Annotated in this window: 27 protein-coding genes; 8 read left to right on the top strand and 19 right to left on the bottom strand. The window is 44.0% G+C overall.

The genetic code is table 11. The annotated features are described in order from the left end of the window. The first annotated feature begins 22 nt into the window (after positions 1–22). A complete protein-coding gene (gene rhlB / locus DL796_RS04220; protein WP_110200294.1) occupies positions 23–1,264 on the top strand; it encodes an ATP-dependent RNA helicase RhlB in 1,242 nt (413 codons plus the stop codon). Positions 1,265–1,423: 159 nt separating this feature from the next. After that, a complete protein-coding gene (locus DL796_RS04215) occupies positions 1,424–1,702 on the top strand; it encodes a hypothetical protein (protein ID WP_110200292.1) in 279 nt (92 codons plus the stop codon). Between the two features lie 107 nt (positions 1,703–1,809). On the opposite strand, the gene DL796_RS04210 is transcribed toward DL796_RS04215, so the two are convergent. The 10 genes from DL796_RS04210 to DL796_RS04165 all read right to left on the bottom strand — a co-directional run bounded on the left by DL796_RS04210 (position 1,810) and on the right by DL796_RS04165 (position 9,170). Continuing rightward, entirely contained in the window at positions 1,810–2,247 is a 438-nt protein-coding gene (locus tag DL796_RS04210; RefSeq protein ID WP_110200290.1) for a hypothetical protein, read from the bottom strand. Positions 2,248–2,383: 136 nt separating this feature from the next. Beyond that, a complete protein-coding gene (locus DL796_RS04205) occupies positions 2,384–3,091 on the bottom strand; it encodes a hypothetical protein (RefSeq protein WP_110200288.1) in 708 nt (235 codons plus the stop codon). Beyond that, complete coding sequence (locus tag DL796_RS04200) at positions 3,088–3,585, bottom strand: acyl-CoA thioesterase (protein ID WP_110200286.1); 498 nt, start codon at positions 3,583–3,585, stop codon at positions 3,088–3,090. The genes DL796_RS04205 and DL796_RS04200 overlap by 4 nt, the downstream gene beginning before the upstream one ends. Further along, on the bottom strand, positions 3,585–4,469 hold the full coding sequence (locus tag DL796_RS04195) for an alpha/beta hydrolase family protein (protein ID WP_110200284.1): 885 nt from the start codon (positions 4,467–4,469) through the stop codon (positions 3,585–3,587). Before DL796_RS04195 ends, DL796_RS04200 begins: the two co-directional genes overlap by 1 nt. Positions 4,470–4,566: 97 nt before the next feature. Continuing rightward, a complete protein-coding gene (locus DL796_RS04190; protein WP_110200282.1) occupies positions 4,567–5,283 on the bottom strand; it encodes a DUF4197 domain-containing protein in 717 nt (238 codons plus the stop codon). 59 nt (positions 5,284–5,342) lie between these two features. After that, entirely contained in the window at positions 5,343–6,239 is an 897-nt protein-coding gene (locus DL796_RS04185) for an AEC family transporter (protein WP_110200280.1), read from the bottom strand. A gap of 41 nt (positions 6,240–6,280) precedes the next feature. Then, the gene (gene hemB / locus DL796_RS04180) at positions 6,281–7,285 is read right to left on the bottom strand and encodes a porphobilinogen synthase (protein ID WP_110200278.1); all 1,005 of its coding nucleotides are present in this window, start codon (positions 7,283–7,285) and stop codon (positions 6,281–6,283) included. After that, complete coding sequence (locus DL796_RS04175) at positions 7,278–7,580, bottom strand: hypothetical protein (protein ID WP_110200276.1); 303 nt, start codon at positions 7,578–7,580, stop codon at positions 7,278–7,280. The genes hemB and DL796_RS04175 overlap by 8 nt, the downstream gene beginning before the upstream one ends. After that, positions 7,580–8,506, bottom strand: coding sequence for an oxygen-dependent coproporphyrinogen oxidase (gene hemF / locus DL796_RS04170; RefSeq protein WP_110200274.1), 927 nt, complete (start codon positions 8,504–8,506; stop codon positions 7,580–7,582). The genes DL796_RS04175 and hemF overlap by 1 nt, the downstream gene beginning before the upstream one ends. 61 nt (positions 8,507–8,567) lie before the next feature. Then, entirely contained in the window at positions 8,568–9,170 is a 603-nt protein-coding gene (locus DL796_RS04165; RefSeq protein ID WP_227592960.1) for an L-threonylcarbamoyladenylate synthase, read from the bottom strand. A gap of 404 nt (positions 9,171–9,574) precedes the next feature. Here DL796_RS04165 and DL796_RS04160 point away from each other — a divergent pair, with 404 nt between their 5' ends. Then, the gene (locus DL796_RS04160) at positions 9,575–10,423 is read left to right on the top strand and encodes a hypothetical protein (RefSeq protein ID WP_110200272.1); all 849 of its coding nucleotides are present in this window, start codon (positions 9,575–9,577) and stop codon (positions 10,421–10,423) included. Positions 10,424–10,565: 142 nt separating this feature from the next. On the opposite strand, the gene dsbG is transcribed toward DL796_RS04160, so the two are convergent. The 5 genes from dsbG to DL796_RS04135 all read right to left on the bottom strand — a co-directional run bounded on the left by dsbG (position 10,566) and on the right by DL796_RS04135 (position 15,384). Continuing rightward, positions 10,566–11,399 carry a thiol:disulfide interchange protein DsbG gene (gene dsbG, locus DL796_RS04155; protein ID WP_110200270.1) on the bottom strand — a complete coding sequence of 278 codons (834 nt, stop codon included), beginning with the start codon at positions 11,397–11,399 and terminating at the stop codon, positions 10,566–10,568. Positions 11,400–11,410: 11 nt separating this feature from the next. Beyond that, complete coding sequence (locus DL796_RS04150; RefSeq protein WP_110200268.1) at positions 11,411–12,250, bottom strand: TlpA disulfide reductase family protein; 840 nt, start codon at positions 12,248–12,250, stop codon at positions 11,411–11,413. Between the two features lie 252 nt (positions 12,251–12,502). Continuing rightward, the gene (locus tag DL796_RS04145; RefSeq protein WP_110200266.1) at positions 12,503–12,982 is read right to left on the bottom strand and encodes a DUF494 family protein; all 480 of its coding nucleotides are present in this window, start codon (positions 12,980–12,982) and stop codon (positions 12,503–12,505) included. 97 nt (positions 12,983–13,079) lie between these two features. Further along, positions 13,080–14,210, bottom strand: a complete 1,131-nt coding sequence (gene dprA, locus DL796_RS04140) for a DNA-processing protein DprA (protein ID WP_110200715.1) — start codon at positions 14,208–14,210, stop codon at positions 13,080–13,082. A gap of 133 nt (positions 14,211–14,343) precedes the next feature. Further along, entirely contained in the window at positions 14,344–15,384 is a 1,041-nt protein-coding gene (locus DL796_RS04135) for a LysM peptidoglycan-binding domain-containing protein (protein WP_110200264.1), read from the bottom strand. Between the two features lie 312 nt (positions 15,385–15,696). Between DL796_RS04135 and def the strand changes: the two genes are divergently transcribed. The 5 genes from def (at position 15,697) to DL796_RS04110 (ending at position 21,530) form a co-directional block, all read left to right on the top strand. Then, a complete protein-coding gene (gene def / locus DL796_RS04130) occupies positions 15,697–16,200 on the top strand; it encodes a peptide deformylase (RefSeq protein WP_110200262.1) in 504 nt (167 codons plus the stop codon). An 11-nt stretch (positions 16,201–16,211) separates the two neighbouring features. Continuing rightward, entirely contained in the window at positions 16,212–17,165 is a 954-nt protein-coding gene (gene fmt / locus DL796_RS04125; RefSeq protein ID WP_110200260.1) for a methionyl-tRNA formyltransferase, read from the top strand. Positions 17,166–17,199: 34 nt separating this feature from the next. Next, complete coding sequence (gene rsmB / locus DL796_RS04120; protein ID WP_110200258.1) at positions 17,200–18,516, top strand: 16S rRNA (cytosine(967)-C(5))-methyltransferase RsmB; 1,317 nt, start codon at positions 17,200–17,202, stop codon at positions 18,514–18,516. A gap of 159 nt (positions 18,517–18,675) precedes the next feature. Then, the gene (gene trkA / locus DL796_RS04115; protein ID WP_110200256.1) at positions 18,676–20,049 is read left to right on the top strand and encodes a Trk system potassium transporter TrkA; all 1,374 of its coding nucleotides are present in this window, start codon (positions 18,676–18,678) and stop codon (positions 20,047–20,049) included. 29 nt (positions 20,050–20,078) lie between these two features. Further along, positions 20,079–21,530 (top strand): TrkH family potassium uptake protein, encoded by a 1,452-nt coding sequence (locus DL796_RS04110; protein WP_110200254.1) that lies wholly within the window; start codon positions 20,079–20,081, stop codon positions 21,528–21,530. A 1-nt stretch (position 21,531) separates the two neighbouring features. Here DL796_RS04110 and DL796_RS04105 read toward each other — a convergent pair whose 3' ends face one another. The 4 genes from DL796_RS04105 to glmS form a co-directional block, all read right to left on the bottom strand. Then, positions 21,532–22,458, bottom strand: coding sequence for a lysophospholipid acyltransferase family protein (locus DL796_RS04105; protein ID WP_110200252.1), 927 nt, complete (start codon positions 22,456–22,458; stop codon positions 21,532–21,534). Between the two features lie 130 nt (positions 22,459–22,588). Beyond that, positions 22,589–23,191, bottom strand: coding sequence for a thiol:disulfide interchange protein DsbA/DsbL (locus tag DL796_RS04100; protein ID WP_110200250.1), 603 nt, complete (start codon positions 23,189–23,191; stop codon positions 22,589–22,591). Between the two features lie 26 nt (positions 23,192–23,217). Continuing rightward, positions 23,218–23,952: a thiol:disulfide interchange protein DsbA/DsbL gene (locus DL796_RS04095; protein ID WP_110200248.1), complete on the bottom strand. Its 735-nt coding sequence runs from the start codon at positions 23,950–23,952 to the stop codon at positions 23,218–23,220. Positions 23,953–23,965: 13 nt separating this feature from the next. Next, the gene (gene glmS / locus DL796_RS04090; RefSeq protein ID WP_110200246.1) at positions 23,966–25,795 is read right to left on the bottom strand and encodes a glutamine--fructose-6-phosphate transaminase (isomerizing); all 1,830 of its coding nucleotides are present in this window, start codon (positions 25,793–25,795) and stop codon (positions 23,966–23,968) included. Positions 25,796–25,800: the final 5 nt, after the last annotated feature.

Genomic DNA, 25,800 nt, shown 5'->3' with positions numbered 1-25,800 from the left:
CAATGGTAAAAAGTTATAATAGATGGACAAATCACATTTATCCGACATACGTTTTAGCGACCTAGGCTTACATCCGAAACTACTTTCGGCAATTAATGACCTTGGTTTCCAGTACTGCACGCCAATTCAGGCGAAAACACTGCCATTATTGCTAAAAGGGCAGAATGTTGCTGGGCAAGCGCAAACCGGTACCGGTAAAACCATCGCATTTCTATTGGGGGTCATGAACGACATGTTGACCTTACCTGAAATCGATGGTCGTCGTGCTAACGAACCTCGCTCTATCATCATGGCGCCAACTCGCGAGCTGGCCGTACAAATTGCTAAAGATGCTCTGAAGCTTGCTAAGCATACAAAATTCAAGATTCGAGTAGTATATGGGGGTGAAGATCATCAAAAACAACGCCTTCAACTGGAAAAAGGCGTGGATATTTTGATCGGCACCACAGGCCGCTTAATTGACTATTTAAAGCAGAATGCTTATGGCCTCGAAGCTATTGATAGTGTCGTTTTAGACGAAGCGGATCGCATGTTTGACTTAGGCTTTATCAAAGATATTCGCTATATGTTCCGTCGCATGCCGCCTGCAAATGATCGCTTGAATATGCTGTTCTCAGCAACCCTATCTCATCGCGTCCAAGAGCTGGCTTACGAGCATATGCATAACCCGCAACATATCCAGGTTGCAGCCGAGCAAGTCACCGCGAAGAAAATCCGTGAAGCTTTATTTTACCCAAGCCGTGATGAAGCCTTGCCGCTGCTGGTCGGGTTAATGCAGCGACTTTCACCACCTCGTACTATCGTCTTCACCAACACTAAGCGCGCAGCGGAGCATGTTTGGGCCTGCTTAAGGGGCAATGATATCGAAGCTGGTCTTTTGACTGGGGACGTGCATCAGAAGAAACGCTTAAAACTCCTTGATGACCTTAAAAATAACACGGTTAATGTGCTTGTGTGCACCGATGTTGCTGCACGTGGTTTGCATATTGACGATGTTACGCACGTCTTTAATTATCATTTGCCAGACGATCCGGAAGATTATGTACACCGTATTGGTCGGACAGCTCGAGCCGGCGCAGAGGGTGATGCCGTAAGTTTTGCAGGCGAAGACTTCGCCATGAACCTTACTGCAATTGAAGAATACATAGGCCATGAGTTACCTAAACTCGACATAAAGCCTGAATATCTTGCAGATCTAAAACCATCGATACCAATTAAACAAAAGCGACGCCACCCCACACAAAGACGTCAATCGAAGCATTAGTATTATGGGGTCGCTCCTGCGGCCTCATAAAATCAATTTTCTTTTCGCCGCCACAGTGTGAACTAGCTCACATAAAACAAATTTTAACAAGTCTCAATTTGAATTTATTTAACAGTTTGATAGTGTGAATTTTCAATGTTAAGCAAAGGGAAAATATCTATGCATAAGTTGTTAATAATGTTAGGAGCTTCACTAATAATCTTCGGTTGCGCCTCTACAAACTCTCAAACTGCATCTACAGCCAGCGAGCCAACAAAACAAGTTGCGGACAAAGAGGATGATAAACCTAAGGTTATTTGTCAAAAAACCCACCGCGTTGGTACAAACTTCAAAAAATTGCAGTGCTGGACTAAAGAAGAATACGCACTAAAACAGCAGCGTGATAGAGAAGAAGTAGAAAGAATGAAAAGAAGTGGAATGGCGCCTCCTTCAAGATAGTTCTTGCTAGTTAATAAAAAAGGTCGCACGTGCGACCTTTTTTATTAACTTCTTAAAGACTTCATTTCCTTTACTAAACTTTCTTCAAGTTTCTTGATGAAAGGAACTTATTTAGCTGCAACCATTACATCTAAAACCTTATTAGACACCGCAACTCTTATTTTGGCTTCTTCCAAACTTTTGGCTTTGATTGCATAAGCCTCCGGCGCAGTGACTTTAACCTCTTTTCCTGTCTCGCGCTCTAAAATGTCTTGCAGTTTCTGGACATCCAATTTACCTTCAAAGTGAATCTCCCTAACCCCAGAGTTCATGTCTAAACTCCCTTGAGTTCCAGGTAAATATATTGTTCCGTTACTAAAGTCAACTGCAAAAGCGATAACGCCAGGAATAAGAAAAAACAATAGTCCAATACCATCAAGCACTGCAATTGAAGGATCGATTCGACCGTCAACTTGACCCTTACGCTCTGGATGTAAAATAGTCCCGCAACCGGTTGAGTTTGCAACAAAGACTGAAATTATAATTAAGCTAATTATTTTCTTCATACTCCACACCTCAAATCTTAATAGTTTGTCTTGTTAGCATGTCGCATCGCATATTAAACATCAATTTTGCAACTTCAATATTATGCAAATTTCTGTAAAAACTACTTGTTTTATTAAGCATCTCTCACTTTCCCAGTTAGTTTTTATTGCTTTCCTTAACTCTCCCGGCTGTTAGTTTCGCTAAGTTTACTAACTGCTGATGACTCTCTTCATTTTCATCAGCGCTATACACATACAAATATATAATTTTTCCTTTTACTAGCATTACGTTAATTGCCATTAATATATTATCATTATCTGCTGCTTCACCATCGACAGCCACACTACTTTTCATCAAGTAAGTTGAGCCGTAATGATTTTCTGTTTCAGCGAAAATTTCCAATGGCACCATATCCGTAATCGATAAAGCCACATCGACATCGTATTTATTGGATACCTTGCTTGACGAGGCATCCATTTCGTTATTAATTCTCTGTCTTAGTGTTTCACTGATTTGCTCAAAGTTTTGTTTCATGAAGTCTTTAATTTGACCAAACTCTGCTTTCGAAACTTGGCGGTATTTAGTGCCTTTAAAAGTTTGAAACACGATGCTTTTACTAAACTGTTCAGCTTTCATCTCCAAAGTTTGCGTTAGCTCATCTTTAGGAGCCTGTATCACCAACAACTCATTCGTTTGTGGCGTAAAGTCCTGCATAAACTCTGTGTAGAAATGTGTTTCAGGGAGCTCAACAAACCCTTCTTGCAGAGGTAAGTTTATAGTCACATCACCAATAGTGACTTCTTTCGCTGCAGTAAAACTAGTTAACCCAAGTAATACAATGAATAACCCTATCTTTTTTATCATTTCCATTTCTCCACGACGTTTTTAATTCGTCCTTCGCGGCGCCCTACATGCGACTTGATCTGCTCTGCAAGTTCGAAGTGTTTGCGCTCTTTGTCAGTTTCGATAATCAATTCTGGAATCTCAACGGTATTTCGTTCTTCGTCAAAAGCCACTAATGTGAAGTGTGCAGTAGTACTTAAAACATCACCTTCCTCTCCACCTTTATCGACAAATACATCTGTGCGTACCATCATCGAGGTTCTGCCAACTAGCACCACCTTGGCGACGGTTTTAATTCTATCGCCAACAAAAATTGGTCGCTTAAAGATAACTCGCTCTACTGAAGCTGTCGACACTGTGCGTCCTGAGTATCGAATCGCGGCTAAGGCAGCGGTGGAGTCCATAATGGCGAGCAGCTCTCCACCGAACATATTGCCATAAGGGTTGCTTTGGTTTGGAAAAACAAAGTTCCATGTTTCTATTGCTTCCGAGGTTTTTTTCTCGCGTTCAGACATCAAAGCCCTTCCTTTTGATTTAAAAAATTAGCTATAGGTTGCCATATTCCTTGTTCGATTTCCTGCTTTTTCTTAAACAAACCAAAGTGTCCAATTTTTTTCACCCCGATCGAAGCGGGAGTAATATTGAGGATGGTTTGCTTACACTTCGGGTAATGTTTTAGCAGTCCATCCCTTGCTTGCGACGGAGCATACCAGTCGTCACTAATGGTTAGCGCTAAGATATCTGCATCTATATTCCGGTAGCCCTGTGTATCGATACCGTGCTCTGGCGTGAATAAATATTCGCGCGAACGCGCCCAACGCAGCCATTGTTTCACCGCATTTTTCGGTACTGGCGTTGGCCCAAGAAAGCGCGATTTAAAAAAGTCTCCAAACTGCACAGACATCACCGCAGGGAACACCAGGTACCAAATTGCAGCTAATCCGTACTTTTGAAGGCCGGGCCACAAGCGCCAGGAACCCACGCCGCTAGCGGCAATGATGACTTTATCGAATTCGAGACTTGAAGGCGACAAGCCTATTATCTGTCCACCGGCACTATGCCCCATATAGTACAGCTGTTCAGGCGAGTAGGTGCTTTTAATAAACTGAATTGCAGCTTCTAGATCTAGCTCTCCCCAGTGCTGCATCAAGATTTCTTCGGTGGGCATATTCCCTTGCTGCGAGTGGCTAATACCTCGGTAGTCGAAACTGACCACTGTAATCCCTTGCTCCGCCAGATAACCTGCAAAATGCTTGTAATACTGATAAGGCACGCCAAAAGCAGATCCTATCAATAAAACTTTCTTGTTAGCAGTCTTCGCTAGCGGTGTATAGACACAAGCAGCTAACTCAAAGCCGTCGGCCGCTTCAAAGCTGATCGTAGAGACATGGTAATTCACAGAAACACCTTAATTATTGTTGTAGGGCTCTATTGATACCTTATTTTTGCGCGAAAGGCCAGACCAGTGACCTTTCGCTATCAAGCTATGCCTGTAATCACTGCTGAGAAAAGACTTTTTGTAGTAGCTCTGTGGTTCTGGCGACGGGGTTGTCACGTATCTTTTTCTCTTCCTGAGCGACTAGGGTGAAAAGGCCATCCAGAGTTTCGTCCATGACATAATCTTCAATGTTCATGTTAGGCTTTTCTGTGAACGGCAGCTTTTGGTAGGCCCCTAGCAATTGTTTATAATCATTATAAAAGCCAACTTTTTCCATATTATTGGTAATAATCGGTTGGAAACGGCGCTCTAAGCTTGCTTGAGTTTTTTCGCGGAAATAGTTAGTCGCAGCATTATCATCACCGCGCAAGATACCCCAAGCATCCGAAATCGACATCGAACTAATGGCACCAATAAAGACATCTTTAGCCTCACCCGATGCTTTTTCTGCGGCACGATTCATTTGGCGCTCAAAATTATTCACATAACTGCCCAAGCCCACTTTACGCAAGGCCCCAGCAACATTATCCAGTTCGTCAGGAACCGCGATTTTAATCAATGGATTATTACTAAAACCACCAGGTTTATTGGTGCTGTTGACACTATTTTTAGTGCCGACTTCGAGCGCCTGCTTTAATCCAGCCACCACCGTTTCGTTGGATAGCTGTTGATTGCCGCCTAAGCCTTCTAACACGCGGTTAATGTCTGTGGTTTTACAGCTGGTTAAAACCAATGCCGCTAATACTGTGGTTATTGCGATTTTTATAATCTTCATGCGATACCTCGGTCTGCTAAAGTTTTGCCTGCTGAGTCACTTCTCATCAGTATCTCAGCTTAATGCAGCGTTTGTACTATCCATATCGTAGTCGGAATTGTAATAACCGACAATAGAGTCGTTAACGCTATGGTGTTGTGCGCAACCTTACGATCACTTTCCACCGCCTCAACAAAAGGCATAATACTGATGCCAGTAGGGCAAGCTGCCAGTATCGTCAGCGATAATAAGTAGGTTTCATTAAGCCCCATAACCCAGTAACCAAAGCCAAACACCACCAAGGGGATCAGCAGTAGTTTGATAGAAGAGACTAAAACCGTTTTCTTAATCACTGAGCGACTTATGGTTCGAATGTTGGCCAATGAACTCCCTAATATAATTAAAGCAAGTGGCAAGGCAGCGTCCGACACCATCTGTAACGGCGTGAAGAGCTGAGTCGGGATGGGAATTTCGAACAGGTTAAAAAGCAATCCTAAAACCACACCTAGGATGACGGGGTTACTGAAAATTCCAAGGGTCGCTTTAAATTTCGATGGCGTAACGTTAACGCGGGTCGAGAACAAAAAGAAGGTGCTGAAGAGGATTAAACTGTGCCCCGAAATTACCGCTAAACTAATCACCAAGCCTTTTTGCCCAGTGACTGACAGTATAACGGGGATGCCGACTAGAACATTATTCGAAAAAGTCGAGGTTAAAGCGATGCGGTGACTCATGGTCAACGCCAAAATCACAAAAACGATTAAAACTGGCGTGAAGTAGGCGAAGAGGGTGGTTCCAATATCTTCTAAACCCGTCTCATAAACATTCACGAATAGGAAAACGGGGATAAAAGCCTTGAAAACCACTTTCGAGAGATCGTCAAAAAACTCTGCTCGAACTAACCGCCATTTCACCAACACTACACCAATCAACACGACCAGGGCGACAGGTATAATAGCGTTTAATATGACGGTCAAAGTTTCTCTCTTAGCCTTCTATAGCATTTAAGTACAAATCTCTAGCTTGATTCCTTTAAATAACGGCAAGCATCTTTAGCGAAATAGGTTAGGATGCCGTCGCAGCCCGCGCGCTTAAAGCCCAGTAGCGACTCTAAAACGATGGCCTTTTCATCAAGCCAACCGTTTTGCGCCGCAGCTTTAATCATGGCGTATTCGCCACTGACTTGATAAGCAAAGGTCGGCATCTTAAATTCGTCTTTTACTCGACGCACAATATCCAAGTAAGGCTGACCAGGCTTAACCATAACCATATCAGCTCCTTCTTCGATATCCAGCGCAATTTCGTGTAACGCCTCGTCTGTATTGCCGGGATCCATTTGATAAGTCTTTTTATCAGCCTTACCCAAAGCCCCTGCCGAACCGACTGCGTCGCGGAATGGTCCGTAATAGTTAGAAGCATATTTCGCGGCATAAGACATGATCATGGTGTTGACGAACTCGCCAGCTTCTAAAGCTTCACGAATAGCACCGACTCGGCCATCCATCATATCCGATGGCGCCACCATATCAGCGCCAGCATTGGCATGACAAAGCGCCTGTTTGACTAGCACATCTTTGGTAATGTCATTAAGGATATAACCCTCATCATCAACGATCCCGTCTTGGCCGTGCGAGGTATAAGGATCGAGCGCCACATCGGTCATTACGCCGAGTTGTGGGAACTCCGCCTTAATCGCTTTCACCACCGTTGGCACTAAACCTTCTGGATTATAAGCTTCCTCGGCATCTAGCGATTTTTTATCTTGGCCAACCACAGGGAAAAGCGCAATTGCAGGAATGCCAAGCTCAACCACCTCGGCACACTCTTCTAACAGTAAATCCAAAGTCTTACGCTCAACGCCAGGCATCGAAGCGACCGCTTCTTTTTTATTCTCGCCTTCAAGCACAAAAACTGGATAAATAAAATCCTTCGCCGACAAGCTCGACTCACGAACTAAATCACGGCTAAAAGCTTGTGCACGAATGCGTCGTAAACGACGGCTTGGGAAAAAACCACTATTCATATGTAACCTTTTTACGCTTATTAAATTGCCCAACGATAAGTTTCGATAGTAACCACGCAACCACACCATTTACACACACCCAGAAGGGGATAATGTAATAATAAAAGTGATTGCCCACCACAACCTGAGCTCTATCTGCTTCACTCCTTGGCTCTGTAACTAAATTTGCACCCAATAAATCAAACAGCTTTGCTGGCGCGACAATGGTGTACACCCCTGATAAGGGATAATAATAAAAAGTTAGCCACAAAGCAGCGCTGAACACTAGAAACAACAATGCCCAACACAGTTTCATTATCCATTAACCCAGTCTTGAGGTTTTAAATAATACTCGGTTAATTCAGCCTCACGCGTGCCTGCTTCTGGCTGCCAGTTATAGCGCCAGTTCACCGTAGTCGGCAAAGACATCAATATTGACTCGGTACGTCCGCCGGTTTGTAGGCCAAACAAAGTGCCTCTGTCCCAAACCAAGTTAAACTCCACATAACGCCCGCGGCGATAGAGCTGAAAGTCACGCTCCTCTTCGGTGTAAGGCAAACCCTTACGTTTATTGAGTATCGGCTGATAAGCCTTGATGTAATGATCGCCCACCGAGCGCATAAAAGCAAAACACTGCTCGAAATCCCAATCTGTACTATCAGTATTTACATCATCAAAAAACAAACCACCAATACCACGGTGTTCATCACGGTGTTTGATATAAAAATAATCATCGCACCACTTCTTATATTTTGGATAACACTCGGCACCAAAGGGGTCGCAGGCATCTTTTGCTACCTGATGCCAAAACTGACAGTCTTCTTTATTGGCGTAATAAGGCGTTAAGTCAAAACCACCACCAAACCACCAAATCGGCTCAGCACCTTCTTTTTCGGCGACAAAAAAGCGAACATTCATGTGTGAAGTTGGCACATGAGGGTTTTTCGGGTGAATCACCAGCGATACGCCCATGGCCTTAAAGCTTCGGCCAGCTAACTCAGGTCGATGAGCCGTAGCAGAAGCAGGCATGTTAGTGCCCTCGACATAAGAATAATTGACGCCGCCTTTTTCGATGACTGCGCCATTTTCCATAACTCGGGTTAAACCGCCACCACCTTGTGCGCGCTGCCACTCGTCTTTAATAAAATCTTTTTCGCCGTCTTCTTTGGCTAATTCGCGACAAATATCTTCTTGTAAACCAAGCAGATAGGATTTAACTGCTTCAATATCAATGGTTTGCATACCACCTCTTTTTGCGTCATCGAGTTGTATTAGCTAACTGGATTGATTACCGCTTTTACGCTTAAGCTCGCAACACTTGCTGAGTTTGCGCATCAATAATCTTAGATGGACGATCATAACCGCCAACCGCACCAGATACCACCATATCCAGTTGTTGCGACATCTTATTGCGCACCTCTTCCGTCCGCTTCATTTCAGGATAGCCCGCACGATTAGCGCTAGTTGAAACAATGACTGACTGCGCTTCGTCACACAAAGCCTGGACGATAGGGTGCTTACACAAACGAATCGCGATTTTCTCATGATCGCCGCAAACCAATGGCAACACGATATCACTTTTAGGCAGAAGCCAAGTTACCGGCTGATCAGGATCACTTAGATGACTCTCATCAGAAAAAGGCACCTCTTCAAAACACGCTAGTAAATCATGGTAGTTTTCATCGACGAAAGGTTCTATTTGCGTAATATCGCTCGCCACAAGGATTAAACCTTTATGCCAAGGACGATTTTTAATCTGCAATATACGCTCGATAGCGTCGGTCGAGAAGGGAAGGCAACCTAAACCAAATACCGCCTCAGTCGGATAGGCGATAACACCGTCTTGTTCCATCAGGTTGACGGCACGTTTGATCTGAAAATCGTTAACGTAGGCCAATTGATTCATCTTTTTTGAGTAGTAAAGGTTAGCGCTTAAGTTAAGCCACCTCAGCGTTAAAATGCAAGGCTTTTTCGCTTAATTAACCTTGTAATCCGCCACTTTAGCAACACATCGCCTAAGTATTTAGAACGCTCTTACGCTGCTTCTTTGACTATATGAAAGACCTACAGTAATCTTAGAGAACAATTATTAAATAAAGAATAAGAAAACACGGATTAGCTTGTAGGAAAATTGCCGTTTAGTACTTAAAGGATCGAAATTTATTATCGAACACGATAACAATACCCCACTTTAGAAACGCCCTTGCTAGGGTATTAAACACTTTTGGGTATTTAAATTTAACCTAAGCTAAATTAATACGTTACAAGCGAGTTCGGGTATTTTTATGCTAGAGAGCATAGGAGAGTTTAATGGCATATCAAGCTACTGTAATTCCAGTGATGATCGCCTCACCAGGCGATGTGGCAGAGGAACGAGAACTCATACGAAATATTATTCATGATTGGAATGATGTAAATGCCGAAAATTCTAATGTTATGCTTTCTGGAATTGGCTGGGAAACTCATTCGTCCCCAGAGCTGGGGGCTAGGCCTCAAGAGCTAATCAATAAACGCATACTTAAAAACTGTGATTTACTCATCGGTGTGTTTTGGACTCGTTTAGGTACGCCAACAGGAAAATCTTCAAGTGGTACCGTCGAAGAAATTGAAGAGCATGTCGCAGCTGGAAAGCCCGCGATGATTTATTTTTCTTCCAAGCCTGTAGCACCCCAGAGCATTGACACTGAGCAGTTTGCTAAAGTCCAAGAAATCAAACAAAAATGGATGCCTCAGGGACTGATAGAAACCTATGACAACCTTGAAGAGTTCCAGAAAAAACTCTCAAAACAACTCCAGCTTTGCCTTTCTAAAAATGAATACTTACGCGGCTTGGTATCTGCTACAAAAGATGAAGTTACACCCAACTCTGATCAAAGTTCACAGCAGAATGAACAATACCGATTAAGCCAAGAGGCCAAAACTCTTTTGAGATCGGCCTCCAGCCGTGATGATGGAACAATACTTAAAATGGCTTACATTGGTGGGCGAGTAATACAGGCTGGTGGCGAGTCATTCGGTGGCGAACGCGGCCGCGAAGCAGCTAAATGGGAAGCTGCCTTAGACGAACTTTTAAACCTTGGGCTTGTAACAGCTAGAGGTTTCAAAGGAGAAGTGTTCGAGCTCACAAATAAAGGCTGGGAAGTCGCAGATGCCCTCTAGCAAATGGCTCAGAGTAGATCAATTTATCATTGCTTATTATTAACAAGGTTAAATTAAGCAAGACGACCTAGAAAAGATTAATAATGTTGGGGTTATCCTTTCCCCCAACTTTCATCAATATTAGAGCAGTCCTACACCAAACCTATTCCGGCTTAGGACTTCCCATCATTTTCTCTAAGACTTCACCTTGTGGCATTCCTTGTACGCTTTGGATTTTGCCGTCTTTATCTTTGTAGAAGGACGTCGGGGTTGCGCCGAAACCTAGGCGTTGCATCATGTTGGTATTGAGCTGGACTCTAACTTGGCCTTTTTCTACAGCTTCTTGGTCAACTTCGATGCCGCCTTGCGAAAACTGCTTGTTGTGTTTATCCATCATGGCTTCTGGATCTTCGCTACCTAAGATTGTGGCGCCTTTGTCCATGCTACTTTTACGGAGAATGGCGACGACGATATGGCGGAATTGGACTTTGCCTGCTTTAATCCAAGGATCAGCGGCTTCACGGAATTTATGACAGTAAGGGCAGTTGGTATCGGTAAAGGTATAAATAATGACTGGCGCATCATCACTACCATCGGCCACCCAGGCGCTATTTTCGAGTTCTTTCCACGCTCGCTCCATACGCGGCCCTTCAACTAGGCTATCCATAGTTTCAACCGTTAAATTATTCCCTTCGGCATCGATTAAAGAGCCTACAATGGCGTATTTCTTGTCTTCGGTGACGTAGATTGCTAACGGTTGACCACGCATCATACCCGCGTAGCCCATCATGCCCGCTGGTGCATCGAAGGTATCTATGATTTCAACGCCCTGATCGATAATGCTTTCGACAGGCGCCGGATATTGTTTCGCGCGCTCTAATGCGCCTTGTTCTTGGTTGGCTTTAATCGCTTTTTCTGTCCCTTTTTCTTCTTTTTCATTGGAGCAGGCGCTTAATGCGACTAATGCTAATGCGCTGATCAACTTTATAAACTTCATTACTTAGTACCTTATTGATTTTTTATTTCCGACTGTTTCAGTCGTTCGAGTTTTGCCGCTAGCGATGCGCGAGACAACTCACCTAAGTGTGCGTCTACTAGCTCACCTTTTGCATTGATAAATAGTGTGGTCGGTAACGCTCGACTGCCCACTAATTGCCCTAGCATGGCTTTAGTATCCATCACTGTATTGTTCAGATTTAATGATTCTTTTTGTAGATATTGCTCTACCACCGCAGGGTGCTCGCCTTGATTAACAAAGATGATTCCCGTATCTGGGTTTTCCTGTTGTGCCTGCTGTAACACCGGCATTTCGCGACGGCAAGGCGGGCACCAGGTGGCCCAAAGATTAATCACTCGAGGTATACCCGCTTCGATGTCATTCAATTCGATAGATTGGCCGTTTAATTCCGACACGACCAGTTTTGGCAATCGCTGCGAGGTGTCTTCTATCGCCCAAAGACCCACGCTAACGAGCGACCAGACTAAAAAGCCAGCGACCGCACCGCCAAGAAAAGGCTTTCGCGTTTTCGGTTCGCGCCAGCTGTACCAAACAATCATCAGCAATAATGCAATCAAGCCGGCCCACACGTTAAATCCACCGTCTCGAATGTCGATGATAGAAAGCCAGTTTGCGCTATACTCTTGCCAGTACTGCACCACAAAAATTAGACGAGCCACTATCATAGCGATGATAAAAACGCTGGCTAGCTGACCATCGACACTTTTGCTTTCCGGTTCATTATTCTTTCGACTGGCGATATAGCCCACAAGCATTGCTATGGCAAAACTTATTAGGATTAAAAATCGATCAAAAGGAAGGCTCAAGGGGCCTATGGAAATTGTTAACACGCTAATTTATGCACTCGTTACGCTGAATGAACATTTCAATTCAATGTGTAACGAATTGTACGTCAAATAATCGCTAAATAGAGCTAAATTTGTGTAAAGTTGCGTAAATCGCGGTAAGTTTACATAAAGAAGAGGGGGGAGTTATATAACTAGGTCTTAAGCCCTAGTTAATAGGCTGGTTTTAATAGACGGCTTATTGCCGCTGTAGTTATGGCCCCAAGCACCAGTGAGCTAGTCTATAATTACCTGTCACTAATGCGCTCGAGCACCACCTTCGAGATTTTCTACCCAAGCAAATTCAGCATCGCGATCTTGCATGTTAAAGAGCACCATCATCACCACCCAGCGTAGGCGTTCTAATGCTACTTCTTCGTCTTCTTGCTGACCTAAGGCAGTCATGCGATCGATCACCATCTCTCGGGCGTGGGCATCTAAAATACCGCGCTGCTCAAAGTACATAATCGCACCTTGTACCGCCGGCGAAAGCACCAGTTGCTCGTGAGCTGAGAATAATCGAATCGACTGATCGGCTTCTGCGCTTGGCTTAAAGGTTTCAGAGGTTGCTAAAACCAAACCATCTAACCAATCGATCGCGCCTTTAATTTCGCCATCAGTAAAACCGACGTCCTCTAGCGCTTCTACGAGGTTGTCGTTAGCGAGAATATGGCTGCTGTCTTCGTCTTGGAAGTTTTCAAAGATATAAAGTAGTACGTCTAGTACGTCTTCTTTCATTGGACTCTCATCGGTTAGGCGTATGAAACGCCGTTAAAGCCACTTTGCCACTTGCTAAGCGTTGCTAATAGATTGCGTCGTTAAAGGGATCGCTTCTTTAGCTTTTGCGGCGTTGGTATCCGCCAGCGACACTCACAATATGGTCATTTAATTCTAACAGTAATAACATGTGGCTGACCACATCTATTTCAAGCCCTGTGCGCTCAAGTATTTTATCCATCGAGGTTGGTTCATAGTCGATTTGTTCGATAAGCTCTTGATACTCCTGATCTAACTCAAACTCAGCAGGCTCTGAGGCTTGGTCAGATTTATTTTCTCCTAGGGACTCAGTTTGCCAAGTTGCTAGTGCGCCAAGCTCTTCGATGATTTCTTCCGCCGTTTCCACCAGCTTCACGCCTTGCTTTATCAATAAATGACAACCGCGCGCTAGTGGATTATGGATCGAGCCAGGAATCGCGAAAACCTCACGACCTTGCTCCATAGCCAGTCTCGCCGTAATTAACGAGCCGCTTTTGACGGCGGCTTCCACCACCAAGGTGCCAAGGCTCATGCCTGAGATAATTCGATTTCGAGCGGGGAAGTGGGTCGCGCGAACGCCAGTGCCAAGCGCAAACTCTGAGACTAATGCACCATTTTCAACAATTCTCTGGGCTAGCTCTTTATGTCTCGCTGGATATACTCTGTCTAAGCCAGTACCAGCCACCGCAATGGTCGGCAAACCCTGATCTAATACTGCTTTATGCGCAAAACCATCCACACCCAAAGCTAATCCGCTAGTGATAACCACTCCTGCTTTACCTAAGGTTCGCGAGAACTCTATTGCGTTATCTTTGCCCTGAGGTGTTGGATTTCGACTACCGACGATGGCAATTTGATGATGCTGCAAGAGTTCTTTTTTGCCATGGACAAACAGCAGTTTAGGTGCTGAGTCAATTTCCCGTAATAGTCCCGGATAGTCATCGCTGGTAAAGGGTATAAGGTGTTTGTCATCGCTATCAAACCAGGTCAGATCCTGCTCAATCAGCGAGTCATCGATCGCCTCTAAACGTTTTTTTAAGCCCTCTCTAAAGCCTAGCTGTATTAACTGCTTTTCCGATAATTCAAAAATTTGCTCAATCGAAGAGTAGTGCTCTAAGAAGTGCTGTAGTTTCGCGCGACTAATATTGATGTGTGATAGCGCAAGCCATGCACGGAATTCTGCTGTATCGAGGGTGTTTGTCTTAGTCATGATTAATCCTTTAATCGTGAAAATGTATTTTTCATAGTGTTCCATAAAAAACTGGCCTTGCTTTGCAACAAGACCAGTTCTATTTTTTGCTCAGTGTTTAGCCAATGGTTAGCTGACACTTTATAAGCGATGCTTAGTATGGGTTGCGCGCAACATCCATTAAGTGAATAGGACGTACTGCATCCATGATTAACGCTAAGCTTACTTTTTCATAAGTGCGGAAGACCATTAAGGTACCTGCGCGCTCTTCTGGTAACGTTACGTATGGATCCTCGGCACCACGCTCTTCAGCGACTTTATCGTGCACTCGCTTGCCGCGCTGATAAACCGTTAGTACGTGACCTTCTTCTAAGCCATCGCGCTGACCTTTGTTTAAGGTCACAACGTTATATTGGCCAATTTGAGTCACGCCATCGTAGACCGAAATCAGTTGTGCTTTAATCTCTTGCTCCGGCGCGCGTGGTGCATACACTGGTGGTAGAGGATCTTCGTTGCGCGGTAACGCCACATCACCCTTTAACACTTCAAGCTTGGATTTCTTAACCGCTAATGTTGCCGGGTCGCCAGCTTTTTCGATAGAACCATTCGCTAGGTAGCGTGCTTCAACACCTAATAGCTCGTTAGTTTCAGGATCGCGATATTCTTTACCTTTACGATAAACACCGTAAGAAGCACCCGCTTCAGCGTCTAGGCCACGGAGGTATAAGCGATCTCCAAAGCCGCCGCTAATGACACGCTCATCGCCTAAAGCAACAACGTATGGTGCGGTTTCGAACAACGATGGATCAACCACCATTTCATCGATTAAGAACGGTCGAATCAGATCAAGCGGAATCGTTGTGATAGCATCGCCTTCCGAAAGCACACGCGCTTTAGGGCGCAACTTAATAGTGCCGTTAGATGCTTTCACTAAATATGGTTTGCCGTCGATATAAACCAGCTTCAAAATATCGCCAGGATAAATTAAGTGCGGGTTTTCAACTTGCGGATTTACGTGCCAAATTTCAGGCCAATTCCAAGGCTTCGTTAAAAAGCGCCCCGAGATGTCCCATAAGGTATCACCTTTTTTGACAACGTAAGTATCTGGATGGTCTTCGCGTAGTTCTGCTGACTGCGCAATGCTCCCCAATAATAGCGCTGCCGTTGCAGCTGCTGCTAAAACTAACTTTTTCATGGCTATCCTTTGTAATTTACTGATAGTCGGATCCTCTTATCTCTGATTCCAATATACTGCAAAGCATATAATTTGAAAACAGGCAAAAGGAAACAGCCAAACCCCAAACGTAGAATCTCTAAACCCTATAAGGATCATCATCTTATCAACATTTCTTAGCACATTACTACAACTTAATCACAGTCTAATCATTATTTTCACCGTTTTAGGCAGTTTTTTCGCCCAAAAAATGGTCATTCTGGGTCGAATTGATTATGATCGCCCCCATATAGCTAGGTAGCTACCCCTTTTAACCGATAAAATATTATTTACATGGCAAAATTAGAAATTTTAGAGTTTCCAGACACCCGTTTACGCACAAAAGCAGAGCCTGTTACCGACTTTGGCGATGAATTTCAGCAACAAGTCGACGATATGTTCGAGACTATGTACGCTGCGCCTGGTATTGGTTTAGCTGGTGCTCAGGTTGATTATCACAAGCGCCTGTTCGTGATTGATGTTTCCGAAGACAAAAGCGAGCCTTTGGTTTTCGCTAACCCAGAGTTCATCGAAAAACGTGGCATCGAAGAGATGGAAGAAGGCTGTTTGTCTTTTCCGGGTGTTTACGCCAAGGTTCAACGCGCAAATGAAGTTGTGGTTAAGGCCCAAGATCGCCATGGTGAAGAATTCGAAATTGATACCGGCGATTTGTTAGCGGTATGTATTCAGCACGAATACGATCATATAGAAGGCAAGCTTTTTGTTGATTACCTATCACCACTTAAGCGCAATCGAATTCGTAAGATGCTTGAAAAACAACAGCGTCAAAGTAAGTGAGTAACCACTCCATGAGTCGTTCTTTAAACGTAATTTTTGCTGGAACCCCTGACTTTGCGGCTTCCAGCCTACAGGCGCTTTTGGACTCAAAACATAATGTTGTGGCTGTTTATACACAACCAGATCGCCAGTCTGGTCGTGGTAAAAAGATCAGCATGAGCCCCGTCAAAGAGCTGGCGTTACAACACGACATCCCTGTCGAACAACCCACCAGCTTAAAAGCAGAAGAAGCTCAACAACAGCTAGCAAGCTATAACGCCGATATTATGGTGGTTGTCGCGTACGGACTATTGCTACCACAAACGGTTCTCGATATTCCTCGCTTGGGGTGTATCAATGTGCACGGCTCCTTATTACCAAGGTGGCGCGGTGCAGCCCCAATTCAACGCGCTATTGAGGCGGGGGATAGCGAAAGTGGCATTACCATTATGCAAATGGAGGCTGGCTTAGACACAGGGCCAATGATTAGCAAAGCGGTAACGCCGATCACGGCCGATGACACAGGCGCATCGCTTCATGACAAATTAGCAGCTCAAGGCGCCACACTATTGGTTTCAACCATGGACAATATTGCGAGCGATAACTTTAGCGCCGAGTCGCAGGATGATTCGCTAGCCACTTATGCGCACAAACTGAGCAAACAAGAAGCCTTTATCGATTGGAACCAAAGCGCACATCAAATCGAGCGCACTGTTCGCGCCTTCAACAGCTGGCCTGTGGCGCAAAGCAAACTTGAGGATAAGGTGATCCGTGTTTGGGCCTCAGAGGTAGTTGAAGCTGAGAGCTCGCAGTCTGCTGGTACTATCATTAGCGCAGATAAAAGTGGTGTTCTTGTCGCCTGTGGTGAAAACCATCTGCTATTAACTGAGCTTCAACTACCGGGTTCGCGTAAAATGTCGGTTAAAGATCTGTTAAATGCTCCTAAAAACCAAGAATTATTGGCCAATGGCGCTCAATTTTCTTAAAACTGTCTCCATATAACCTTAGAAGGTATCTCTTTTGGCACTATTAAACTCGACGCACATACGTAGCCAAGCGGCAAAATCTCTTGAGCTGATTGCCTTTGAAGGCCAGTCCGCTAGCGATGTTTTATCTCAAGTTGAGTTTGAAAACCCCAGCGATACATCTCTTTTTAAGGCTATAGTGCTTGGCTGTTGTCGTTACTTTGAGCGCTTGGATGCCTTAACCCATTCTTTACTAAAGAAAAAATTTAAGCCGAAAGACCAAGATCTTTTGTGTTTGTTAATCGTCGGCCTTTATCAGCTCGAATATAGTCGCGTTCCCGATCACGCCGCAATCAGCGAAACAGTCGATGCCTGTCGTATGCTGAAAAAAGACTGGGCGACAAAGTTAATTAATGGTGTGCTTCGCACATATTCGCGCCAAAAAGAGCAATTAAATCAAAAGCTTGATAACGATTGGGAAACTAAATTCAGCTTCCCTGTGTGGCTCATTAACCGCATAAAACCGCACTATAAGGGCCAAGTTGAGGAAATACTCACAGAATCCAACCAACAAGCACCAATGTCCCTACGCGTTAATCTTATGAAGATTAGTCGCGATGAATTTTGCGCTAGGCTCGATGAGGTTGGCTTGGGTTACCGCAAACACCCTTTGGTCGAGAGTGCTGTGGTCTTAGAGCAGGCCGTTCCTGTGCATTCTATCCCTGGTTTTGATGAAGGTCATTGCTCGGTACAAGACGTTGCGGCGCAATTAGCCGCGAGACTGCTGGCTCCAAGCGAAGGGCAAAAGGTGTTGGATGCTTGCGCTGCACCAGGTGGAAAAACGGCCCATCTACTTGAGCAAAGCAATAATTCTTTACTGTTAGATGCGGTAGACATTGATCCCAAACGATGTGCGCGTATTCAAGAAAATATGGAGCGTTTAGAGCTGGGGGCAAACATTCACGCAGAAGATGCCTTGAACTTTATGCAAGGCAAAGAGGCCGAATACGACGCGATTTTGTTGGACGTGCCTTGTAGCGCCACCGGCGTTATTCGTCGCCACCCAGATATCAAGCTATTGCGTCGTGATGAAGATATTGATGAGTTGGTGCAGATCCAACAGCAGCTGCTAGTCGCCGCTTGGGATGCCCTAAAGCCAGGTGGAAAACTGCTATACGCAACTTGTTCAATACTTTTAGAGGAAAATAGCTTACAAATCACGGAATTTAAGAGCAAGTTCGACAATTCAACTCTGCTTGAATTACCCTCAGAGATTCAACAAATTAGTCAGATAGAGATCGGCTGCCAGATCTTACCAGGCACCGATGATATGGATGGTTTCTACTATGCCTTGTTGCAGAAGAACTCTTAGTGCAAAGACCTAAAACTTTAGATCTTAAGATCAAATCATCAAAATCATGTTAAATAATTGATAATTAAACGCATAAAGCTTAAAAACCCCTTCCGATCACAAGCAGTTAGCGTTAGCATAAGCATCAGATACTAATAAGAAGGCTTATTATTTGTCGTTATGAAAATTATCATATTAGGCGCTGGCCAAGTCGGTACCAGTCTCGCGCTCAGCCTCGAGGGTGAGGATAACGACATTACTTTAATTGATTCGGATCCAAAGCGATTGGCATATATCCAAGATCACTTGGATTTGCGCACTATCGTTGGCCACGCCGCACATCCTGATGTCTTGGAAAAAGCAGGGATCGACGATACCGATATGTTGGTCGCCGTGACCAGTAGCGATGAAGTCAACATGATCGCATGTCAGATTGCACACAGCCTCTATCAAACTCCTAGTAAAATCGCTCGTATTCGTTCCAGCAACTATCACGACAAGTCCGAAATTTTCACTAATAACCATATTCCTGTCGATGTTGTTATTAGCCCAGAGAAGCTTGTCACTGAGTATATCGAGCGGCTGGTGGATAATCCTGGTGCTTTCCAGGTGTTGGATTTCGCCAATGGTTTAGTCCGTTTGGTTGCGGTAAAAGCCTATTATGGCGGCCCACTGGTCGGCAATGCGCTGGCTGAAATAAAACAGCATTTGCCAAACGTAGATACTCGAGTCGCGGCTATTTTCAGACGTGGTAAACCGATTGTGCCCACAGGGCATACGGTTATCGAGGCTGATGACGAGGTGTTTTTCCTTGCCGCTAAAAAACATATACGTTCGGTTATGAGTGAGTTACAACGCCTAGAAAAACCCTATCAAAGGGTCATCATCGCCGGTGGCGGCAACATTGGACAGGGTTTGGCTAAGCGTCTGGAAAAAAAGATGCTGGTTAAAATCATTGAGCGTGATGCGCAAAGGGCAGAAGAGCTAGCCAACAATCTCGAAGATACCTTGGTATTACACGGCGACGTGTCCGATGAAGATTTGCTCAATGATGAGAATATCAGCGAGTTCGATTTGTTTATTGCGGTCACCAACGACGATGACGCCAATATTATGTCAGCGTTGTTAGCCAAGCGACTGGGCGTGCGTAAAACCATGGTGTTGATTAACCGCACCGCTTATGTTGACTTAATTCCTGGCCATGAGATTGATATCGCTATTTCACCACAGCAGGTCACTATTGGTAGCTTATTAACCCACATTCGGCGTGGACACGTATCGAGTGTTTACTCATTGCGACGCGGTGCTGCCGAAGCGATTGAAGCCGTTGCCAAAGGTAACGAGCAGACCTCGCTGGTGGTTGGTCGCGCTATTAGTGAAATTGCCCTGCCACCAGGAACCTCGATTGGCGCTGTGGTGCGTGGCGAAGAGGTGATTATTGCACACGATAGCGTCATTATTCGCAAAGACGACCATGTGGTGTTGTTCATGATTGATAAGGATTACATCCAAGACGTCGAGCGGTTATTCCAAGTTAATGTGACTTATTTTTAAGTGCGTCTAAGAGTTTTGGGAATCTTATAATGCAGTTTGCCACTATCACCCGTACTTTAGGCCTATTGATCATGATCTTTAGCTTGACCATGATCCCGCCGAGTATAGTTGCCTTGATTTATAAAGATGGTGGCGGTAGTGCGTTTTTTGCGACTTTTGTTTTAGCCCTCATCAGCGGCTTTTTCATCTTCCTCTCAAAGCGACAAGCTAAAAATGAACTAAAGATACGCGACGGTTTCCTTATCGTGTCTTTGTTTTGGACGGTACTAAGCCTTATCGGCGCTATTCCATTCCTTCTTATTGGCGAATATTCCTTATCTTTTGCTGACGCTGTGTTTGAGTCTTTCTCCGGTATCACCACCACAGGTGCTACCGTCATCGTCAATATTGATGAATTACCGCACTCGGTCCTTTTTTATCGCCAACAGCTTCAGTGGCTAGGCGGTATGGGTATCATCATTTTAGCAGTTGCCATCTTGCCTATGCTCGGCATTGGGGGAATGCAGCTTTATCGTGCTGAAATTCCGGGGCCCATGAAAGATTCAAAACTGACTCCTCGTATCGCAGGAACGGCTAAATCTCTGTGGTATATCTACGTTGGATTAACCATTGCTTGTGCCTTCTCCTATTGGTTAGCGGGTATGTCGGCGTTCGATGCGATTGGTCACAGTTTCAGTACTGTCGCTACTGGCGGATTCTCCACTCATAACGACAGTATTGGCTTTTTCCAAAACGATACTATCGAAATGATCTGTATTCTCTTTATGTTCCTCGGCGGCATTAATTTTTCACTGCATTTTTTCGCTGTGCGAAAATTGAGTATGACGCCCTATTTAAAGGACACAGAATTTCGTGTGTACACCTTGATTCTATTAACGGTGGGCTTAATTGGCGCCATCATTTTACTAATTGACTATAATTACAGCTCTTTCTACGAAGCATTTTTACACACACTTTTCCATACGGTATCGTTTGCCACATCCTCTGGCTTTGCCACTGCGGAATATTATGCTTGGCCACTGGCTGTATCGGTGCTTCTAATTTTTGTCAGCTTCCCAGGCGGTAGCGCTGGCTCAACCTCTGGCGGTATGAAGGTTATACGAATCGTACTGCTGTTTAAGCAGGGTTTTCGTGAGATTAAACGCTTAATTCACCCTAACGGGGTTTTTATTATTAAACTCGGCAAAGAGTCTGTGAATGACAAAGTGGTTAATTCCGTCTGGGGATTCTTCGCCACTTACATCATGTTCTTTGTCATTTTAATGTTTATTTTACTGTCGCAAGGTCTCGATCAGGTTACAGCTTTCTCAGCGGTTGCGGCCAGTATGAATAACTTAGGCCCTGGATTAGGCGAGGTTGCACAAAACTACAGTTCGCTGAACGATCTTACCAAGTACGTTCTTAGTTTCGCGATGTTATTGGGACGTTTAGAAATCTTCACGCTATTGGTATTATTCACACCTTATTTCTGGCGCAAATAATCTAGCGGTAGGGGTTAGGCTCGCCGTTTTCAGTGGTTTTAAATCGTTTATAAGACCATTGATACTGCTCAGGATAACGTCGGATGGTTTGCTCTAAGCACTTATTCACTTCAGTTGCATACTCCAGCTCATCCAAATCTTGGTCTATTTCAAGTGGTTTTAAATGAACATCGTACTGACCATTTGCATTCTTAATAGCCGCAATCTCAAACAAATTAGCATTACTTTTCTGTTGGATCTTTTGTACTAACGTCATGGTCAAAGCTTTTTTGCCGCAAAAAGGTACAAAAACCCCTGCGCCACGACCCGGCTCTTGATCACTAAGTACGGCAGCTACCTCACCGGCTTTTAATATTTTAATCAGGTGCATCACTCCACGACTGTCGCCACGCACCATAGCGGTACTGTTTTGACAACGACCGCTACTAATTACTTCATCCATCTCTTGCTGACGAGGAGGGCGGTACATACAGTGGAATGTATAATTGCTACCCAAGTAATAGAGCGCTACTTCCCAGTTGCCGATATGAGAACCTGTAAACAACACACCTTTACCTTGAGCTAGACTAGCTTTTACTTCTGCATCACCGTAAATGTTGCCAATATAGCGCTCGCCCTGACACTTACGCCAAATTTTAGCGGCCTCAATAAACAAACGCCCAGTGTGCTTCAAACTTTTATAAGCCAACAGCTTACGCGCCTTCTGATCAAGTTCTGGCATGCAAAGTTCGAGATTGGTAATAGTTGTGCGATAGCCTCTGGTTTTAAAGAGTCTTGAACACTGTGCAAAGATCCAGGCAAATACCCTGCCGATAAATTCAGGCATATTGGCAAAAAGCCCGATGATTGCACAGATTATCTTTACCTTTATAGGTTTCGACTCTACAACCTTACCTTTGCTTTGTTTTTTATCAGTGGGATTTGTCATACTTCGGCACACAACTATAAATTGAGATAATGTTAAAACTATTCAACGCTTATTATTTTTATTAACAATAGTATACCCATAAAAAATGCCAGTGAACACTGGCATTTTCTACTTACTAAAGGCGCCTAAATTATTTGGTATTTTCTAAAGCGAAAGTACCCAACAATTCATTCAAGTTGTTATAACTTGTTACCTCGTATTTTTTATTAACGATAACCGTAGGCGTTTTAATGATTTTTAAATCACGAGCAAGTTTCTTCGCGTACTGAACCTTGCTGTTTACACCAAACGATGTATAAGCTTTTTCAAAATCTTCTTCGCTCACTCCAGCTTTTTTAAAGATTGGAATTAGTGAGTCTTTTGTTGAAAGAACATTTTTCTCAGCATGCCATTCATGGAAAATCGCAGGATGTACTTTATCACTGACGTCTAACGCTTCTGCAACATAGAAAGCATAAGTTAGGTGCGGCGCTCGGCTCATGTATAAAGGTACTTGTTCAAACTTAACGCCTTCTGGTCGATCGTTCTTTTTCCACTTTTGAATCATTGGCTCAAAAGAATAACAAGCACCACAGTGATACGAGAAAAACTCGTGCACAATGGGCTTTGAGCTTGCTTCAGCGCCACTCAACACTTTATAGTCTTGACCTTCTTTTACTGCGGCGCTAACTGAGGTGGCGCCAAACGCTAAGGCTGATGCTAGTGCTAGCGTTAAAATATATTTTACCTTCATAAACATCCTCTCTAAATGCTTCTAAATTAAGATTCTTTAGTATTTGTTATTGCGAAACTACCTAGTAGTCGCTGTAAATTCTCGTAAGAATTTACTTTGTACTTTTCGTTGATTATTAACAACGGGAAGCTTGTTACTTGGAACTTAGCCATTAAGGCTTTTGCTTCTTCAACTTTCTTCTCAACGCTTTCCGAAGTGTAGGCTTGTTCAAACTTTTCTTTGCTTACACCAATGCTCTCAAACAAAGGAACTAAGCCATTTTTATCAATAATACGATTATTGTTTTCATGCCACTCTGCAAACATGGTTAAGTGAAACTCTTCGAGCACACCTAACTCTTCAGCAGTATAAAACCCATAGGTAAGGTGAGGTACTTGTGGCAAGAATACGGGTATTTGTCTAAATGTTACTTCTTCAGCTTTGTAATTACGTTTCCACTCGATCATTACTGGCTCAAGGTTATAACAATGAGGGCAGGTGTATGAAAAGAACTCATAAACCAGCGGCTCTTCGCTCGCCTCTAGGTTGGTATACTCGATGTAGTCAACGCCTTCTTTAAGCTCGACCTTAACTGGCTCACCCTTTACAGGTTCACTCTTTACAGGTTTTTTGTCTTCCTTTTGGTTAACTGTAACTTCTTCTTTGGTTTGAGATTTTGTTTCACTTGCGGCTTTAGTTTTATCCGCACCCTCGTTATTACAAGCCGTTAGCGCAAATAACGCCACTGCCATTAAGCCTGTTGTAATTGCTTTCAAATTCATTAATAACTCCTAGTTACTCGACCGTTACTGATTTTGCGAGGTTTCTCGGCTGATCCACATCCGTTCCTTTTATCACAGCGACGTAATAGGACAACAGTTGTAATGGAACCGTATAGACTATTGGGGCCGTCACACTGTAGCTACTATCTACAGGGAACACCGTTATACCGTCTGAATCCTGAATCTTAGCTGACTTATCTGCAAAAACAAATAAACTACCGCCTCTCGAGCGGACTTCTTCGATGTTGGATTTTAATTTTTCTAACAGGTTATCGTTTGGTGCGACAACGACTGTCGGCATATCTTTATCAATCAGGGCCAAAGGACCATGCTTTAACTCGCCCGCCGCATACGCTTCGGCGTGGATATAAGACACTTCTTTCAGCTTTAACGCTGCTTCCATCGCAATAGGGTATTGCTGGCCACGCCCTAAGAATAGGGTGTGGTGTTTTTCTGAAAAAGCTTCTGATAATTTATCAATATCATCAGCTTGATCTAATGCTTTTTGGATCTCACTTGGCAAATGCTCCAACGCTTTTACGATATCGTGCTCAGTCTCTTTAGCTAAGCCTTTTGCTTTACCGATAGATATTGTGAGTAACAACAATGATACCAACTGGGCGGTAAATGCTTTAGTCGAAGCGACACCGATCTCTGTACCAGCTCGAGTTAGTAGGGTAAAGTCAGACTCACGAACCATTGAAGAAGCAGGGGAGTTACATACTGTTAAACTCGCCAAATAGCCTTCGTTCTTAGCCTTGCTTAGAGCTGCTAAAGTATCGGCTGTTTCACCAGATTGTGAAATGGTGATGAATAAGCTATTCGGGATAGTCGCCGTTGTTCTATAGCGATACTCGCTCGCTATTTCTACTAAGCATGGAATATTAAGGTAATGCTCAACCCAGTATTTAGCAACTAAAGCCGCATTATAACTAGTGCCGCAAGCTATAATCTGTAGTGCTTCGGTTTGCTCAAAGACTTTCGCTGCATTGTCACCAAGAGTTTCAATATACACTTGATTATCGACAATACGACCTTCTAAAGTGTCCGCCACGACTGAAGGCTGTTCAAAAATTTCTTTAAGCATAAAGTGACGGAAGTTGCCTTTATCAACAGCATCGTGCTGAATATTTGATGTTTCAAATTCACGTTCTACTTGCTCACCATCACTGTTGAGTAGTGTTATGCCGTCACGTCTTACTTCAGCTACTTCACCTTCTTCTAAATACAAGAAGTCACGAGTTACTGGTAGCAATGCTAATTGATCTGAGGCTACAAAGTATTCTCCAATACCCTTACCTATAACGAGCGGGCTGCCAGAGCGTGCCACAACCATCTTGTCAGGCTGGTTTGCGTCAATAGCGACGGTACCATAAGCACCTTTAAGTTTTTTGGTGGTCGCTAGTAAGGCAGCCAATAAGGTTTCGTGTTTTTTTAGTTCTTCATGCAAGCAATGCGCGATCACTTCTGTATCAGTATCTGATTTAAATACGTATCCTTTCGACTTTAATTCTTCGCGCAACTCTTCATGATTTTCAATAATGCCATTATGTACCAGCGCGATATTGTCTTTGGACATATGCGGGTGTGCGTTCTTCTCGGTAGGTTCACCGTGGGTCGCCCAGCGCGTATGTGCAATGCCAAGACCGCCCGCTATAGGGCTATTAGCTAACGCATCTTTTAACTCTGATACTTTTCCTGCACGACGGATACGCTCAACCTGCCCATCATGATAAATGGCAACACCAGCAGAGTCATAACCTCGGTACTCAAGTCGCTTTAGTCCTTCAACTAAAATATCGCTAACGTCACGCTGCGCAATAGCACCAACAATTCCACACATTATCT

It is taken from the genome of Kangiella spongicola, assembly GCF_003194565.2.
GTDB classification, from domain to species: Bacteria; Pseudomonadota; Gammaproteobacteria; order Enterobacterales; family Kangiellaceae; genus Kangiella; species Kangiella spongicola.
This window is presented reverse-complemented; position numbering and strand designations above follow the sequence as displayed.

What these genes read in the sequence shown, in the direction of transcription:
- rhlB (WP_110200294.1), top strand. Translation starts at nt 23, where the DNA reads ATGGACAAATCACATTTATCCGACATACGTTTTAGCGACCTAGGCTTA.
- DL796_RS04215 (WP_110200292.1), top strand. Translation starts at nt 1,424, where the DNA reads ATGCATAAGTTGTTAATAATGTTAGGAGCTTCACTAATAATCTTCGGT.
- DL796_RS04210 (WP_110200290.1), bottom strand. Translation starts at nt 2,247, where the DNA reads ATGAAGAAAATAATTAGCTTAATTATAATTTCAGTCTTTGTTGCAAAC.
- DL796_RS04205 (WP_110200288.1), bottom strand. Translation starts at nt 3,091, where the DNA reads ATGATAAAAAAGATAGGGTTATTCATTGTATTACTTGGGTTAACTAGT.
- DL796_RS04200 (WP_110200286.1), bottom strand. Translation starts at nt 3,585, where the DNA reads ATGTCTGAACGCGAGAAAAAAACCTCGGAAGCAATAGAAACATGGAAC.
- DL796_RS04190 (WP_110200282.1), bottom strand. Translation starts at nt 5,283, where the DNA reads ATGAAGATTATAAAAATCGCAATAACCACAGTATTAGCGGCATTGGTT.
- hemB (WP_110200278.1), bottom strand. Translation starts at nt 7,285, where the DNA reads ATGAATAGTGGTTTTTTCCCAAGCCGTCGTTTACGACGCATTCGTGCA.
- DL796_RS04175 (WP_110200276.1), bottom strand. Translation starts at nt 7,580, where the DNA reads ATGAAACTGTGTTGGGCATTGTTGTTTCTAGTGTTCAGCGCTGCTTTG.
- hemF (WP_110200274.1), bottom strand. Translation starts at nt 8,506, where the DNA reads ATGCAAACCATTGATATTGAAGCAGTTAAATCCTATCTGCTTGGTTTA.
- DL796_RS04165 (WP_227592960.1), bottom strand. Translation starts at nt 9,170, where the DNA reads ATGAATCAATTGGCCTACGTTAACGATTTTCAGATCAAACGTGCCGTC.
- DL796_RS04160 (WP_110200272.1), top strand. Translation starts at nt 9,575, where the DNA reads ATGGCATATCAAGCTACTGTAATTCCAGTGATGATCGCCTCACCAGGC.
- dsbG (WP_110200270.1), bottom strand. Translation starts at nt 11,399, where the DNA reads ATGAAGTTTATAAAGTTGATCAGCGCATTAGCATTAGTCGCATTAAGC.
- DL796_RS04145 (WP_110200266.1), bottom strand. Translation starts at nt 12,982, where the DNA reads ATGAAAGAAGACGTACTAGACGTACTACTTTATATCTTTGAAAACTTC.
- dprA (WP_110200715.1), bottom strand. Translation starts at nt 14,210, where the DNA reads ATGACTAAGACAAACACCCTCGATACAGCAGAATTCCGTGCATGGCTT.
- DL796_RS04135 (WP_110200264.1), bottom strand. Translation starts at nt 15,384, where the DNA reads ATGAAAAAGTTAGTTTTAGCAGCAGCTGCAACGGCAGCGCTATTATTG.
- def (WP_110200262.1), top strand. Translation starts at nt 15,697, where the DNA reads ATGGCAAAATTAGAAATTTTAGAGTTTCCAGACACCCGTTTACGCACA.
- fmt (WP_110200260.1), top strand. Translation starts at nt 16,212, where the DNA reads ATGAGTCGTTCTTTAAACGTAATTTTTGCTGGAACCCCTGACTTTGCG.
- trkA (WP_110200256.1), top strand. Translation starts at nt 18,676, where the DNA reads ATGAAAATTATCATATTAGGCGCTGGCCAAGTCGGTACCAGTCTCGCG.
- DL796_RS04110 (WP_110200254.1), top strand. Translation starts at nt 20,079, where the DNA reads ATGCAGTTTGCCACTATCACCCGTACTTTAGGCCTATTGATCATGATC.
- DL796_RS04105 (WP_110200252.1), bottom strand. Translation starts at nt 22,458, where the DNA reads ATGACAAATCCCACTGATAAAAAACAAAGCAAAGGTAAGGTTGTAGAG.
- DL796_RS04100 (WP_110200250.1), bottom strand. Translation starts at nt 23,191, where the DNA reads ATGAAGGTAAAATATATTTTAACGCTAGCACTAGCATCAGCCTTAGCG.
- DL796_RS04095 (WP_110200248.1), bottom strand. Translation starts at nt 23,952, where the DNA reads ATGAATTTGAAAGCAATTACAACAGGCTTAATGGCAGTGGCGTTATTT.
- glmS (WP_110200246.1), bottom strand. Translation starts at nt 25,795, where the DNA reads ATGTGTGGAATTGTTGGTGCTATTGCGCAGCGTGACGTTAGCGATATT.